Origin of the sequence: Psychrobacter sp. NPDC078501 (assembly GCF_044900935.1) — a bacterium.
Lineage (GTDB): Bacteria > Pseudomonadota > Gammaproteobacteria > Pseudomonadales > Moraxellaceae > Psychrobacter.
On sequence record NZ_JBJDOS010000009.1, the window covers coordinates 63573 to 77981 of the forward strand.

General features: G+C 43.1%; 12 protein-coding genes. 4 read left to right on the forward strand and 8 right to left on the reverse strand.

The features are described from left to right. Positions 1 to 16 precede the first annotated feature (16 nt). The 7 genes from ACI2IW_RS12345 to ACI2IW_RS12375 form a co-directional block, all read right to left on the reverse strand. Complete coding sequence (locus ACI2IW_RS12345) at positions 17 to 844, reverse strand: hypothetical protein (protein ID WP_404693816.1); 828 nt, start codon at positions 842 to 844, stop codon at positions 17 to 19. A gap of 142 nt (positions 845 to 986) precedes the next feature. Further along, positions 987 to 1982, reverse strand: a complete 996-nt coding sequence (locus tag ACI2IW_RS12350) for a hypothetical protein (protein WP_404693817.1) — start codon at positions 1980 to 1982, stop codon at positions 987 to 989. Positions 1983 to 2186: 204 nt separating this feature from the next. Beyond that, on the reverse strand, positions 2187 to 2666 hold the full coding sequence (locus ACI2IW_RS12355) for an acyl-CoA thioesterase (protein ID WP_404693818.1): 480 nt from the start codon (positions 2664 to 2666) through the stop codon (positions 2187 to 2189). Positions 2667 to 2833: 167 nt separating this feature from the next. Continuing rightward, the gene (locus tag ACI2IW_RS12360; protein WP_404693819.1) at positions 2834 to 4507 is read right to left on the reverse strand and encodes a fatty acid--CoA ligase; all 1674 of its coding nucleotides are present in this window, start codon (positions 4505 to 4507) and stop codon (positions 2834 to 2836) included. Positions 4508 to 4676: 169 nt separating this feature from the next. Continuing rightward, the gene (locus ACI2IW_RS12365; protein ID WP_404693820.1) at positions 4677 to 5879 is read right to left on the reverse strand and encodes a 3-oxoadipyl-CoA thiolase; all 1203 of its coding nucleotides are present in this window, start codon (positions 5877 to 5879) and stop codon (positions 4677 to 4679) included. A 73-nt stretch (positions 5880 to 5952) separates the two neighbouring features. Further along, complete coding sequence (locus ACI2IW_RS12370) at positions 5953 to 7518, reverse strand: 3-hydroxyacyl-CoA dehydrogenase (protein ID WP_404693821.1); 1566 nt, start codon at positions 7516 to 7518, stop codon at positions 5953 to 5955. 131 nt (positions 7519 to 7649) lie between these two features. Beyond that, the gene (locus ACI2IW_RS12375; protein WP_290176566.1) at positions 7650 to 8426 is read right to left on the reverse strand and encodes an enoyl-CoA hydratase; all 777 of its coding nucleotides are present in this window, start codon (positions 8424 to 8426) and stop codon (positions 7650 to 7652) included. 377 nt (positions 8427 to 8803) lie between these two features. Between ACI2IW_RS12375 and ACI2IW_RS12380 the strand changes: the two genes are divergently transcribed. The 4 genes from ACI2IW_RS12380 (at position 8804) to ACI2IW_RS12395 (ending at position 13307) form a co-directional block, all read left to right on the forward strand. Further along, on the forward strand, positions 8804 to 9958 hold the full coding sequence (locus ACI2IW_RS12380) for an acyl-CoA dehydrogenase family protein (protein WP_404693822.1): 1155 nt from the start codon (positions 8804 to 8806) through the stop codon (positions 9956 to 9958). Between the two features lie 128 nt (positions 9959 to 10086). Further along, positions 10087 to 11352, forward strand: coding sequence for an MFS transporter (locus ACI2IW_RS12385; protein WP_372887682.1), 1266 nt, complete (start codon positions 10087 to 10089; stop codon positions 11350 to 11352). Between the two features lie 226 nt (positions 11353 to 11578). After that, positions 11579 to 12424 carry an IclR family transcriptional regulator gene (locus tag ACI2IW_RS12390; protein WP_372887684.1) on the forward strand — a complete coding sequence of 282 codons (846 nt, stop codon included), beginning with the start codon at positions 11579 to 11581 and terminating at the stop codon, positions 12422 to 12424. 619 nt (positions 12425 to 13043) lie between these two features. Then, complete coding sequence (locus ACI2IW_RS12395) at positions 13044 to 13307, forward strand: hypothetical protein (RefSeq protein ID WP_404693823.1); 264 nt, start codon at positions 13044 to 13046, stop codon at positions 13305 to 13307. Between the two features lie 47 nt (positions 13308 to 13354). On the opposite strand, the gene ACI2IW_RS12400 is transcribed toward ACI2IW_RS12395, so the two are convergent. Further along, complete coding sequence (locus ACI2IW_RS12400; RefSeq protein WP_404693824.1) at positions 13355 to 14002, reverse strand: glutathione S-transferase; 648 nt, start codon at positions 14000 to 14002, stop codon at positions 13355 to 13357. Positions 14003 to 14409: the final 407 nt, after the last annotated feature.

Consider the following 14409-nt stretch of genomic DNA (forward strand, 5'->3'; position numbering starts at 1 on the left):
TTAGTTAATCAATATTTTAGTACTGATGAATAGTTACCCCTGTGGGTGGTCGATTCATTTCCTGACGTTCAAAATCCCAGTTATGACCATGCCAAAAATGAGCAGTTTTATCATTGTCATTGAAACCGATCATTACTATTTCTAACGGTAGTTTCGTGTTTTGAATATGGTGTAAGTATGCTCGAGCTGCCAGCATCAGCCGATACAATAGAAAACCTGACGAGGGTGCTGACGAATGAATATCGGTAAAGCATGGATAGTCAGCAACAACTTCATGATGCTCTGATAGCACACTATGGTAGGTAGGGCTTGATAATAGTTTTTTCATGCTCGAAGGAATATCTAAGATGCGAGGAGTAGTGACAGGATCGTCATTAGGACTTGGGTCATCAGCTAATGTTGGAAACTGATAAGGCTGGTTGCTCGTCAATACCCCTAACGGGGCGGTCTCTGCCATTTGCTCCATCACTGATATATGATTGCTTCTAGGCGGTAGGCCAAAATGCAGTTTACTGTCACCAATTTGACGAAAAAACAACAGCTTAGGTAGTGAACTAGCTAACTGATGGCAGGCAAAAAAAACATCATGAATAAAGTGATTAAATAACACCAAGACATCATCGGGCTGTAATAGCATCTCAAGCTGAGCCGTGGTGACAGCAGGATTATTTGCAATTAGAACGACTCGTTTAGCTTGCTCTAGTGCCGTCTGTGTAACGACTGGTAGCGTTAAGAAAGCAGACTTCGCTGTGCTTATATTATCAAATGTATATTTGCTATTCTCTGACAGCACGATACTTTGTTTAAGTATTGGTTTTTTTGTATTGGACTCTGTATTAGACATAGCAACCTTAGTTAGTTTAAACTTTTGATTGCTACTTTAGCATTATTAACGATTTTTATAGAAAAAGCTTTACCCCTATTATGCAAGGATAAAGCCTTATCTTAATAAAAGTCTGCGACCTCCGACCTCTTACTTATTCAACTCAAAAATCATATTTTGCCATTATTTCAACTTGCTGACCTGCTGGCATCCATGGGAATGTCGTTGCGTCCTGATTTCTCCACTCAATACCCAAATCTAAATCTGGTAGATACTCATAGATAAGGTTTGCGCTTTTTACATTGGCAGAAGTATCTGCCGCATCGTCTACATTTACTTCACCATAACGCAAGTTGCCACGCAGCTTTTGGGTAAATTGATGCTTATATCCTACGCTATAGCCAGTTTGCGAGATAAGCTTCCCATCCTCGGCATCACAGTCTACGCCGCCATTCATAATTAGTGGCCCGCCAACACAGATGGCAGAATAGGCACCCATGCCTTTACCATTATATATACTCGCATGGAGTGAATCTTTACCCAATGTCAGCTTGCCCGCTAAAGAAACACCGATACCCACATCTGAGCCATCTCCGTTCTCAGCATCACGAGCTGTGACAGCCACGTTATAATCAAAGTTAGATATCTTATCTTTGTAGCTGACCACCATATCAGGTAAGCTCGCATTATCATAAACAGGATCTTGCGCCGTAAAACGCAGCCCCTTATAAGTATAGTGCAACGTCAAATCTGGCCGAATATAAGAACTACCACCAGAGGCCGTGCCCAAACCAGTACCCCAGAAGTCAAGCTGCTCCGTAGAAAGAGGCGCCACTGCCAAAAACTGACCGTTCCAAGTCTTACCAATTGTCAAATCATCAACCTGTACATAGGCATGACGCAAGCGCAGATTTGAGCCACCCTTGGCATAATCGCCATAAAAATCACCTTCAATGAACCCCGTGAGTTTTTTATCATTTACCGACTTGGTCGTCTTCACATTGATACGAGACTGACGTAAATTACCCTTAAATTCCGACTCACCTTCATCAGGAGAGTTAAAAGCACCTTCTGCTTTGATGTAACCACCGATACTCAACGTCGTGTCACCTGTCGTCACAAGATCGATTGCTTGTGCAGATACGCATGTTACAACCATAGCAAAACCTACAGATAGCCTTTTTATATAAAGCATCATTCATCTATTCCCTATTCTATGTTGATATCCTTATCAATCCCAATTGCTACTACGTTTTCTTTAATCCATAAAAATAAATAATCCTTTTAGATGAAAATTAACTTCTACTTAATAACTACTGTTCAATTAAAAAACCCAATCGTACTTTGACCGATATATTAGGTGTTACGCTTCTTGGTCAATATTCTCTAACGCAGCAATCGCGTCTTTTTGTGACTCATCGATAGGCTTTTTTTGTCCACTCAATTTATCAAGATATACCAACACCGACTCACCGATTGCAACGACTGTTTTCTGCACCGTACTGTAATAGGTATATTCATGAATCAGACTTGAATTACCGATTTTTTTGACCTTGACGCCAATCCATAATTCATCAGGATAAGCAACCGATTTGAGGTAACGACATGATGAGGCTGCCATCACCGAAGACGTCTGTTCGTTAAATAGACCAAGCCGCCTGTTGTAGTAGATACGAGCGTTTTGAGCATATTCGTAATAAACCACATTATTGACATGACCAAAGGAGTCCATATCACCCCATTCCACTTGCTGAGGGTAGATAACTGTAAAGTCATGCAATGGGTGATTGTCATCGCTTGTGACAATCTCTTGTATTTCTGGGAACGTAGGCGCAGCTTCCATAGTTTTTCTCTTTTTATTAGACAGATTCTGTTATAAAGATGATGAATGTGACTCAAGGTGCTCGTGACTCACACACCTCTCCCATCCCTAGCATTCAGTCAAACACTAGGGTTTATGCAAGTTTTCACTTTCGTCAAAGTCGATTTGATGGTGACCGGATTGTTTGACTAGATGAGATTTTCTGAGTACATCGAACGCATGCGTTTTTTATCGAGTTTACCGACGCTGGTTTTTGGCATGTCTGATAGAAATCTCACTTCGCTTGGCACACCGTATTTTGGCAGATGACCTCTCTCTACTGCTTGATGACCCAATGCCAAAATATCTTCCATTTTTGTGTCGGCATGGTCCGGTTTTAATACTATCAATGCCAAGGGGCGCTCGCCCCAACGCTCATCTGGCACACCAATCACCGCGATATCAGCAACGCTAGGATGAAAGGACAAAATAGTTTCGACCTCAAGCGAGGACACCCATTCGCCGCCAGATTTAATGACATCTTTGAGCCTGTCTGTGATGCTTAGTGTGCCATCAGCGGTCATGCAGGCGATATCTTGAGTATGCATCCAGCCGCCTTTCCATAACGCATTACCTGCGTCAGGATTTTTAAAATAACTTTGTGTTAGCCAAGGCGCGCGTATCACAAGCTCGCCTGTCGATTTGCCATCCATGGGTTGTGGTTTACCATTTTCATCCCAAATTTCCATCGAAACTAACATAATTGGCGAGCCTGATAGACAACGATAATTGAGGTTATCCTCTAGCGTCATTGACTCTGTTTTGTCATCGAATACTGCTCGAGACAGTACAGGGCAAGACTCTGACATACCAAAGCCTGACATAAATTCGATACCGCACTCGATAGCTGCTTTGGCTAAGCCCTCATTGAGCTTTGAGCCACCTAGTAACAGTTTAAGATCTTCAAATTTGCGACCGCGTTCTGCCATTTCTTTGAGAAGCATCTGTAGTATTGCTGGGACACCATGTGACAGCGTGACCTTGTGCTGCTCAATCAAGTCAACCAATTTTGGTGCCAGATATCTCCCGGGATATACTTGCTTGAGCCCTATCATGGTAGCGCCATACGGCCAGCACCACGCATGTACATGAAACAAAGGCGTCATTGGCATATAGACATCGTTGTAGCGCGCGCCTTGACCTTCGGCGTTGAGGGCTGAGGCCAAGGTACTTGCCATCGTCTGTAGTACTATCTGGCGATGAGTAAAGAAAACCCCTTTTGGATCGCCTGTCGTACCACTGGTATAGAATGTCGTAGCGATGGTGTTTTCATCAAAATCTGGGAAGTCAAACTCGTCACTAGCGGCGGCTAATAGCGCCTCATATTCGCCATCGACATAGTCTGGCAGCTCAGCTTTATCGTCTTCTTCATCATCAGCCCACATTACATGCTCGATAGAAGGCGCATCGTCACGATAGTCTTTAATCATTGGTGCAAATTCGGCATTTAACAGCAATGCTTTTGGCGCAGCATGATTGACGGTATACAGTACTTTTTCTTCAGACAGACGCACATTAACGGTTTGCAAAATCATGCCCGACATTGGTACTGCAAAGTATGCCTCAAGGTAACGATGACTATCCCAGTCCATGACCGCGACCACATCACCTGCCTGTAAGCCCATATTTTTTAATACATTGGCCAAGCGATTAATACGTTTAAAAAACTCAGCATAGGTATAAGTGACTTTGTCGGCATAGCTAATGGTTTGGTTGGTGGAAGCAATCTTGGCGCGATTTAGTAACTGTTTGATAATTAACGGGAACCCATACGCGTCTTTGGCTTGATGGTAGTTATCGTGTTCGTTGAGTATGGTTGTCATGGTATCTTCCTTGATAATAAATTGTCTTTGATATAGTCAACCCTCTATAAAAGAGTGACAGCGTTAACCTCACTTGAAGTATCACAGTTACATCTGCGCTCGGTTGCCTTATCTCTCTTCTAAACTGAATCAACTATAACCAGTAATGGGGCGAGCGTGCTTTTGAGTCTCAGACGCGTTCTATCACCATGGCAAGCCCTTGCCCAATACCAATACACAAGCTAACCACGGCATATTTGCCGCCCGTACGCTGTAGCTCTCGAGCGGTACTCAAGGCGATTCTTGCACCTGATGCGCCAAGCGGATGGCCGACAGCGATGGCACCACCATTGGGATTGACACGCTTATCATCAAAATCAATGTCCAACCCTTTTAGACAACCCAGTACCTGTGAGGCAAAAGCTTCATTGATCTCAATGACAGACATATCATCAAGGGTCAAACCAGCACGCTTTAGTGCCAGCTTAATCGCTTCAACAGGACCCACGCCCATGATATTGGGTTCAATACCCATTGCTCCTGATGATAAGATCTTGGCAATTGGCTTAAAGCCTAGCTTTTCTTCCGCTTGTTTTGAGCCGATGATGAGCGCAGCTGCACCATCATTGATGCCAGAAGCATTACCTGCGGTGACGATTCCATCTTTGTTTAATGGTTTGAGCTTTTGTAGTGCTTCAATATTAGAGCTGGCGCGAGGGTGCTCATCATCTGTAACGACTTTTTCGGGCAATTTCTTACCTTGGGAGACAGTAATAGGTGTTATTTCATCGTCAAAAAACCCTGCTTGCTTGGCAGCTTGGTACTTGGCTTGTGATGCTGCTGCAAATTTATCGGCTTCCTCTCGCGTAATACCATACTTCTGCGCGACATTATCGCCCGTCTGCGGCATGGTATCACTGCCGAACTGCTCAATAATCTTCGGGTTGGGGAAACGGCTACCAATGGTTGTATCAAATACTTTGAAGTCACGGCTAAAAGGCTGTTCTGTCTTGGCAAATACAAACGGTGCACGCGTCATCGACTCCACACCACCTGCTAAAATAATATCCCCTTCGTTGCACGTAATACTGCGAGCAGCATCGACAACAGTAGACAGACCTGATGCACATAGACGGTTGACTGTTTGACCCGGGGTAGTTACATCCAACCCTGCTAATAGAGCCGCGTTACGCGCGATATTGCGAGAGTCCTCGCCTGCTTGGTTAGCGCTGCCTAGCAACACTTCATCAAAGATATCAGCAGATAGTTGGTGCTTTTCGACCAGCGCTTTTATCACAGTGGCAACCAAATCATCAGCGCGTACGGTTGCTAATGCGCCAACATATCGACCAAAAGGACTTCTTAATCCATCATAAATATAGGCATCTAACATAACGTTTCCTTGTCGTATTTTTTGATTCTGAATAATGGTTTTATGGTTTAATAACCATATCTTGTCGTTCAAATTAGTAAGTGATTTGCTGAGTAAACAATGACACATCAAGCTTGGCACGGCGCTGCAGCCAAGGGCTTGGACGGTAACGTGGGTCACCTGTCAGCCCGTAGATACGCTCTAAAATAAGCAATACACGCGAGGCGCCAAGATGATCGCCCCAAGAGATAGGACCATATGGATAACCTAGCCCAAGCTTGACAGCATTATCGATGTCCTCAGGTGAAGCAATCCCTTGCATGGCAATATCACAACCAAGGTTAATTACCATAGCGACCACACGTTGTGCCACAAAGCCTGTACTTTCGGCAATCAGTGTGGCACCGACCATAGGCTGTGTGGTTGCCTCACTGTCATCCAAGCCCCTATTGAATAATGCATAAGCTTGTGTGATAAATGTTTCCTGCGTGACGAGACTTGGCATTAAAGTACGATACTTTGCTAGTCCAGTGAGCATATCAATGGCAACGGCTTGCTTGGGATCGACCTGATAACGAATCGCAGCATTAGTCGTATCTTCGCCATAGGGTGCGAGCAGCACCAAACTATTAGGGTTTGGCTTGTCGTTGTCGTCGATAGTGATACCCTGAGACTTTAGGTAATCGACCAGTTGAGTTTTGTCTTCTGCCAGATCAGCGCCAACCCAAACTGAGGTAATAACGGCATCAGATATGAGTACTTCGAACGACTGATCTTGAGCAGTAGCTGCTGACAACTTCTGACCGTTTTCATAGTGATAAAACCCTTCACCAACCTTACGACCAAGCTTTTTGCCTACCAGCATTTGACGGGTCAGTGGATGCGGGCGGTAACGCGCTTCGTGATAGAACTGATTGTAAATCGACTCCATCACGGGGTGCGATACATCGATACCGGTGAGGTCTAACAGCTCAAACGGCCCCATGCGAAATCCTGCGCCTTCACGCAAAATTCGGTCAATACTCTCAAACGTTGTTACCCCTTCACCCAATATTTTTAACGCTTCTGTACCGTACGCTCTACCGCCATGATTGACAATAAAACCCGGTGTGTCTTTTGCTACCACACCTAGATGACCCATACGTTTGGCCAAATCGGAGAGCACGTCAATCACTGATTGCTGAGTAGACAGACCTGGAATGACCTCTACAATTTTCATCAAAGGGACTGGATTAAAGAAGTGAAATCCTGCCACACGCTCTGGATAATCACAGTCAGCAGCAATTGCGGTCACTGATAAGGAAGAGGTATTGGTCGCCAAAATAGTATCGGCGGTGACCACACCTTCTAACTGGGCAAAAAGCTGTTTTTTGATGTCTAGATTTTCGATAATGGCTTCAACCACTATCTCAGCAGTCGCAATTTGGCTAAGCTCCTGTAGTACGGTCAAATTACTTAAAGTATCCTGTAGCTGCTCATCGGTAAACTTACCTTTAGCAGTGAGTTTTTCAAGGGTACTTTGCAAGGATTGTCGTCCTTGTTCAGCAGCGCCTGATTTGGCGTCATACAAGAGTACTTGGATACCAGCTTGAGCAGCAATTTGAGCAATACCCATGCCCATAATACCAGTGCCAATAATGGCGATTGTGTTCACAGTCATAATAATTCTCTACATAGTTTGCTATGAAATTTTGGTTCAAAGGTGATAACTTGCTTCAAAAGCAATCACAATGTGGCTTTGAATTAACGTGCTTATGAATTCACATGCTAATGAATTAACGCGGCTAGGAATTAATGCCCTTTGTACTCTGCAGGACGCTTTTCCAAGAAGGCTTTAGCGCCTTCTTTTTGGTCGTGAGTATTGAACAAAATCTGGAAAGCCTTACGCTCTAGAGCCAACGCACCTTCTAAAGGCATATCAACACCTAGATTTGCCACTTCTTTGATTTGCGCTAAGGCAATGGGAGAGTAATGTGATAGCTGCTCAGCAATCTCAATGGCGCGTGTGATAGTAGCCTCATCTTCAACGACTTCAGATACCAGCCCCATTGTGTCCGCCTCATCAGCGCTGATCATATCGCCCGTTAGTACCATTTTCATGGCCTTATGTTTGCCAATCGCGCGAAACAAACGCTGCGTTCCGCCAGCACCTGGCATGAGTCCTATCTTGATTTCGGGTTGACCAAATTTGGCAGACTTGCCTGCGATGATGATGTCAGCATGCATGGCCAACTCGCAGCCACCGCCTAGCGCATAACCATTGACGGCAGCAATAATGGGTTTTCGGCAGTTAGTAATGGCATTCCAATAGCGCTCACTATGACGCAGGTACATATCCGCTGTACTAGTAGTCAAAAAATCGTTGATATCCGCACCAGCGGCAAACACCTTGTCACCACCAGTAAGGACGATCGCTTTGGTTTGTGGGTCATCATTTAGTTGAATGAACAAATCTGCCATTTGTTGACGTAGCTCGCTGTTTAGTGCATTGCGCACTTTGGGGCGATTAAGTCTAACGAGACTCACGCCCTCTCCTTTTTTCTCACAAATAATGAGCGGCTCTTCCATGATCGACTCCTTAAACATCATTCTTGCATAAAGTATAAACACCGTAATAAAGCATTTATTTTGAATATTAAATATCGCTATGCGGTATTTAATATCAATATATACTGTTTATTTTAGTTTGTGAAGCATAAAAAATTGATAAATTAGAATAAATTTAAAATAAAAAGCCATATTCAATTATATAAATACCGCAATGCGGTTTTTTAAACCAAAACTATTGTAATTTAATAATTCATCGATTATGCTGTTTGCCTAAGACAATTAGATTGTTGTTCAGTATTATTCATATTGGTTATCAAAATCTAAGATTCTCAACACTCAGGATGCTCATAAGACCACTACTAACAATAGCGGTTAACCAAACAAGGAAGATTCACATGATTAGAGATAAAGAAACCCTCGACCACATCACACAAACCATTCGTAACTTCGTCAACGATCAACTTGTCCCTATGGAACATTGGGTTGCCGAAAATGACCGCCTTCCAGAAGAGATCATTGAGCAAATGCGAGAATTAGGGCTTTTTGGACTGACCATACCCGAAGAGTACGGCGGACTTGGGGTCACTATGGAAGAAGAAGTCACACTGGCATTTGAATTAGGACGCACCTCCCCTGCGTTTCGCTCATTAATAGGGACAAATAATGGTATTGGCTCATCTGGCCTAGTCATTGATGGTACTGAAGCACAAAAGCAGAAGTATCTACCTCGGTTGGCCAGTGGTGAAATCATCGGTTCGTTCTGTTTGACCGAGCCGGAGTCAGGATCAGATGCCGCCTCATTGAAAACAACGGCTATTAAGGATGGTGATACTTATATCATCAATGGTACCAAGCGCTATATCACCAACGCCCCGCAGGCTGGTATATTCACTGTTATGGCACGCACCGATCCACAAAACAAACGCTCTGGTGGTATTTCGGCATTTATCGTTGAAAGCGACACACCTGGTATTACTTTAGGAAAAATTGACAAAAAAATGGGCCAAAAAGGCGCACATACCTGTGATGTGATCTTTGATAATTGCGTCGTACCAGCTGATGCACTCATTGGCGGTGTTGAGGGGGTTGGCTTTAAAACGGCCATGAAAGTTCTTGATAAAGGGCGCTTGCATATTGCAGCAGCCAGTACTGGAGCCGCCACTCGTATGTTGAATGATGCGCTCAACTATGCTGTCGAGCGTAAGCAATTTGGTCAACCAATTGCCAGCTTTCAGCTGATTCAAGGGATGCTCGCTGATTCAAAAGCAGAAATATATGCCGCCAAATCCATGGTGCTAGACGCTGCACGTCTGCGTGACGAAGGCAAAGACGTCGTTACCGAATCCTCATGCGCCAAAATGTTTGCCACTGAGATGTGTGGCCGTGTTGCTGATAGAGCGGTACAAATCCATGGCGGTGCCGGTTATATCGCAGACTACGGTATTGAGCGGTTTTATCGTGATGTACGTCTATATCGTTTGTATGAAGGTACCACACAAATTCAGCAAGTCATCATTGCCCGCAATATGATTAAAGAAGCCAGCGAGTAATCCCTACCACTTTTTCATCTACCAAAATGCACGGCGGTATTTGCTAGGATGCTGATACCGTTTCCCTCTATTTTTACCACTACGCATCAAATTAGTTTTTCATTCTCACAACGTTAAGGATATAAATTGTGAAAAGTGTCGCTATAACTGCAGATCCAAGTATAAGATCCACCCAAAAACAACCTTGGAAACTGGCCTTTGTTTTTTGTTTCTTAGTTTTATTATGTGATGGGGCTGATATCGGTATTCTTGCCTTTACCTTATCCAGCCTAAAACTAGAGTTTGCACTGACCAATGTACAAGCTGGCGCTTTAGGCAGTTGGTCCTTATTTGGGATGGCAATCGGTGGGTTCTTTGGTGGTTGGGCTTGCGATCGCTTTGGCCGAGTACGTGTCATCGTCCTTGCGACTGGCATGTTCTCTATATTATCTGGTTTTAGTGGATTGGTGCAGAGCTATGAGCAGTTTGTCACGCTACGGGTTATTGCCTGCTTGGGTCTTGGTAGTCTTTATATCGCTACCAATACGCTTATGTCAGAGATGGTACCTACCAAGCATCGAACCACCGTCCTTGCTGCATTAATGACTGGATTTACTTTAGGCTCATTGGTTATCACCAGTGTATCCGCTTGGATTATCCCTAGCTATGGTTGGCGCACACTATATCTACTAACGTTTTTGCCGATACTTTTGGCAGTATCAATGTACTTTTTAGTACCTGAACCCCAGTCTTGGAAAGACGCTCGAGCATTAAAACTGAGCGGCGCACTAGACACACTCAAAAAAGCAGAGAACCCATACAAAGCGATAATGGAAAATCCGAAACACCGTATCATGTTTATCCTATGGTCAATGAGTTCAGGACTTTTACTATTTGGCTATTTTGGTGTCAGTAACTGGCTACCTTCTTATCTAGAAACTGAATTGGGTATCAAGTTCAAAGAAATGGCACTGTATATGGCGGGAACGTACCTGACTATGATGTTTGCCAAAGTCGTGGCTGGATTCATGGCTGATAAAATCGGACGTAAGATAGTATTTGCCTTTGGTACGATGGGCACTGCATTGTTTATTCCTATTCTAGTGTACATGCACACGCCAGAAAATATCGGTTGGTTAATGATCACCTTTGGTTTCTTATATGGTATCCCCTATGCCATTAATGCCACCTATCTAACCGAAAGTTTCCCTACTGCTATCCGAGGTACTGCTATCGGTGGTGCATTTAATATTGGACGGCTTGGCTCTGTGATTGCTCCTGTTGCCATTGGTTATATGGCCATGCATAACTCTATCGGCGCAGGTTTATTACTTATGGCAGGGGCATATTTCTTATGTGGTCTTATCCCTACTTTGTTCATTAAAGAAAAGCAATATGATCCACAACAAGCCTAACCATACCTCTTATAACGACTATTGCTACCGTTCATACCGCATAGCGAAACAATAGTTTCTCATTATGCTATGCTGAGAATGAGAATGTGAAAGTAAATTGATATAATGTGGTTAAAGAGATAGTGGGCAACTGTGAGCTGATAGTAGCTCACAGAATGCTATGAATAATAAAGTTTTGTGATTTTATAACGCTTGTATGAATTTGATTGGGGATAATAGACGACATATGACTAATGATACCCTTACCGATGAAGACACTAGCAATGAGATGCATATTGAATTGTTAGAACCCATTGCAGAGATGAGAGATAAAAACGACAGACAGTTTGTCACCGCGTTGGCTCGAGGGTTAGAGTTGCTGCGTTGTTTTACCCCGCAGCGGCCTTATCTAGGCAACCAAGATCTAAGTCAGCTGACAGGACTTCCTAAAGGAACCATCACTCGTCTGACCTATACATTGGTCAAATTGGGATATTTAAAGCAATCGACCAATAGCAGTAAATACCAGCTCTCGACAGGGGTACTAAGTTTTGGTTATACGATGATGACTAATATCTCTATTAATAACCTTGCAACTCCTTATATGGAAGAGTTGGCAGACTATGCCAATAGTGCCGTTGCCATGGCTACTCGTGATCGATTGATGATGGTCTATCTAAATGTGGTGCAAGGTGCTGGTACGACGACCATGCAGCGTAATATCGGCTCTTATCTGCCTATTCATTTAAGTTCGATGGGTAGAGCCTGTTTGGCCAGTATGCCACCTGCTGAGCAGGAATTTATTCTTAATGCGATTCGTAGTAAGTATAAAGATGATTGGCTAAAGATTAGACGAGGATTAGATAAAGCCTTTCAAGACTATGAAGATTACGGCTATTGTTTTTCAATTAGTGAATGGCAAAAGGATGTCAATGCGGTTGCTATTGCGTTGATGCACCCTACTGAGGGTCTACTTACGTTTAATTGCGGTGCACCCAGTTTTATTCTGAGTCGTACCAAGTTAGAAGAGGACATTGCCCCTCGCCTGCTGCATATGAAAAATATGATTGAGAGTAATTTGTATATTAGCTAGTTTTTTTGAACGACTAAAAAGGTAGAGTTAAAGTTGCATTAAATCTTTCGATAATGCTCAGTAAATTTAATGCTACATTATCAGAGCCTCCGAACTAAACCAGTCAAATGCATATTGCAGCACAAATCTTGTTTGATAAGGAGTAAGCATTAAGATGCTCACTCCTTATTTATTACAGGAGATCATCTTCGTAAGATGCATACCACTGCTGAGAGCACACTTATACAAACTGCTTTAAAAAGGTTGCTTATACGCTGATTGTCAGCTATTCAAAATAAGTCGCCCCTTTTTATATCTCATCACTTCTGTTCGCTTAAACCCTTTCCATCCTACGCAAAAATGCCCATTCCCCTCGTATCATAGCTACGAATTTAGATGAAGTTGAGTAAGTATCATCTCTAAAGTGTTGCTAGCCTGCCGACCTTTCGCAAAAAGCTCCTAAGATTGTATTAATGGTTCAGTATCTGCTAGAAAAAGTCACCTTTCTTTAACTTTCATAAAAGTACGTAACGCTATAACTCGCTATTATCTACTTATTCAATAAAGCGACTTTCAACTCAGATACCTTTAACCATTAAATAAACACGCTTACTTATAATCAGCCTAAAAGGACCTTACTATGAAAAACTTCAACATGAAAAAAATCGCTATCAGCTCACTATTGGCCGTATCTACTTGCTTTGCTATGATCGGTCCAGCAAATGCTGCCCAACAAGTTGTCGTAGTCAAAGACAAGCATCAAACAAAACAGGCTGTCGTCGTCAAAGCAAAGCCCAAAGCGAAACAAGTGGTCGTGGTTAAAGCGAAACCTAAAGCCAAAAAAGTAATCGTTGTGAAAGACAAACATCCAGCACAAAAAGTGGTCGTTGTGAAATCAAGATAGACCAAGCAAGATTGATACCCTATACAACTTATATAGAACCCGCTATATTAAGCAGGGAACACCACTACCTCATCGCCTTCCTGCCATGACTGAAACTTAGTCATGGCTTGTACAAATAACGGGTGTTCCAACCAATGTTGTAGCCAAAGCTGTAGCTTGGGATAAGGCAAACTATAAAAGACCTCACGATCTACATGGGCAAACTGGCGAACAAACGGCATGATGCCAATATCAGCAACCGTCACGTTATTACCTAGTAGATAGGTATTCTTAGTCAATAACGCTTCTAAATCCTGCAGAAAAATTTCACCTTTTTGTCGATACTCTTTCTGAGACATCTCAGGATGACGATCAGCATATTTGTAGCGATCGAGCCACTGCTTAAACTCATTGTCGTTTTGTGCTATCAGTGCATTAGCCTGAGATACAACGTTTCTATCCAGCAGTCCCTGAGGATCGTTTTGCTCAAGCGACCACATCATGATCTCTGCACTCTCTTCAATCACCGACCCATCTGCAAGCTGTAATACTGGCACCGTAGCTTTTGGACTAATCGCTAGCATTTGCTCTGGCTTGTTCTTTAGTGTGATTTCTCGCAGCTCTACTGGTAACTCGGCAAATAGTAGACCGAGACGAGCACGCATAGCATAGGGACAGCGACGAAAAGAGTACAAGTAAGGCAATGAAGCGTTCATAGATATTTCCATAGTTGAATAGACATTAAACAGTAGGTAAAGAGCAAACAAAGAGAAACCAGTAGACGTAAACCTATCGATATTAATATCCATTAATGAGTTGTTGAATGTTCAGTAGACTTATAATTAGCCATCGTTTCTACCAACGACTGGGGTAGATAAGCATCTTTGAGATGCGCATGCGGATAATGCTGCTCAAGCCACGATTGATAGTTATGGACAGTTAGCGTACCACAATATAATAAATATAAAACCTGTACACCGATGCTACGCGACAGACCCATTACGCAATGGAAATTGATAAGTGTGATGGGGAGTTTCCTAAAAACTGTGTAACTGCTTATAATCCATTAACAGGAGAATAAGCAATGACTACTCAATCTGACATTAAAAAACTGGCCGAGCAA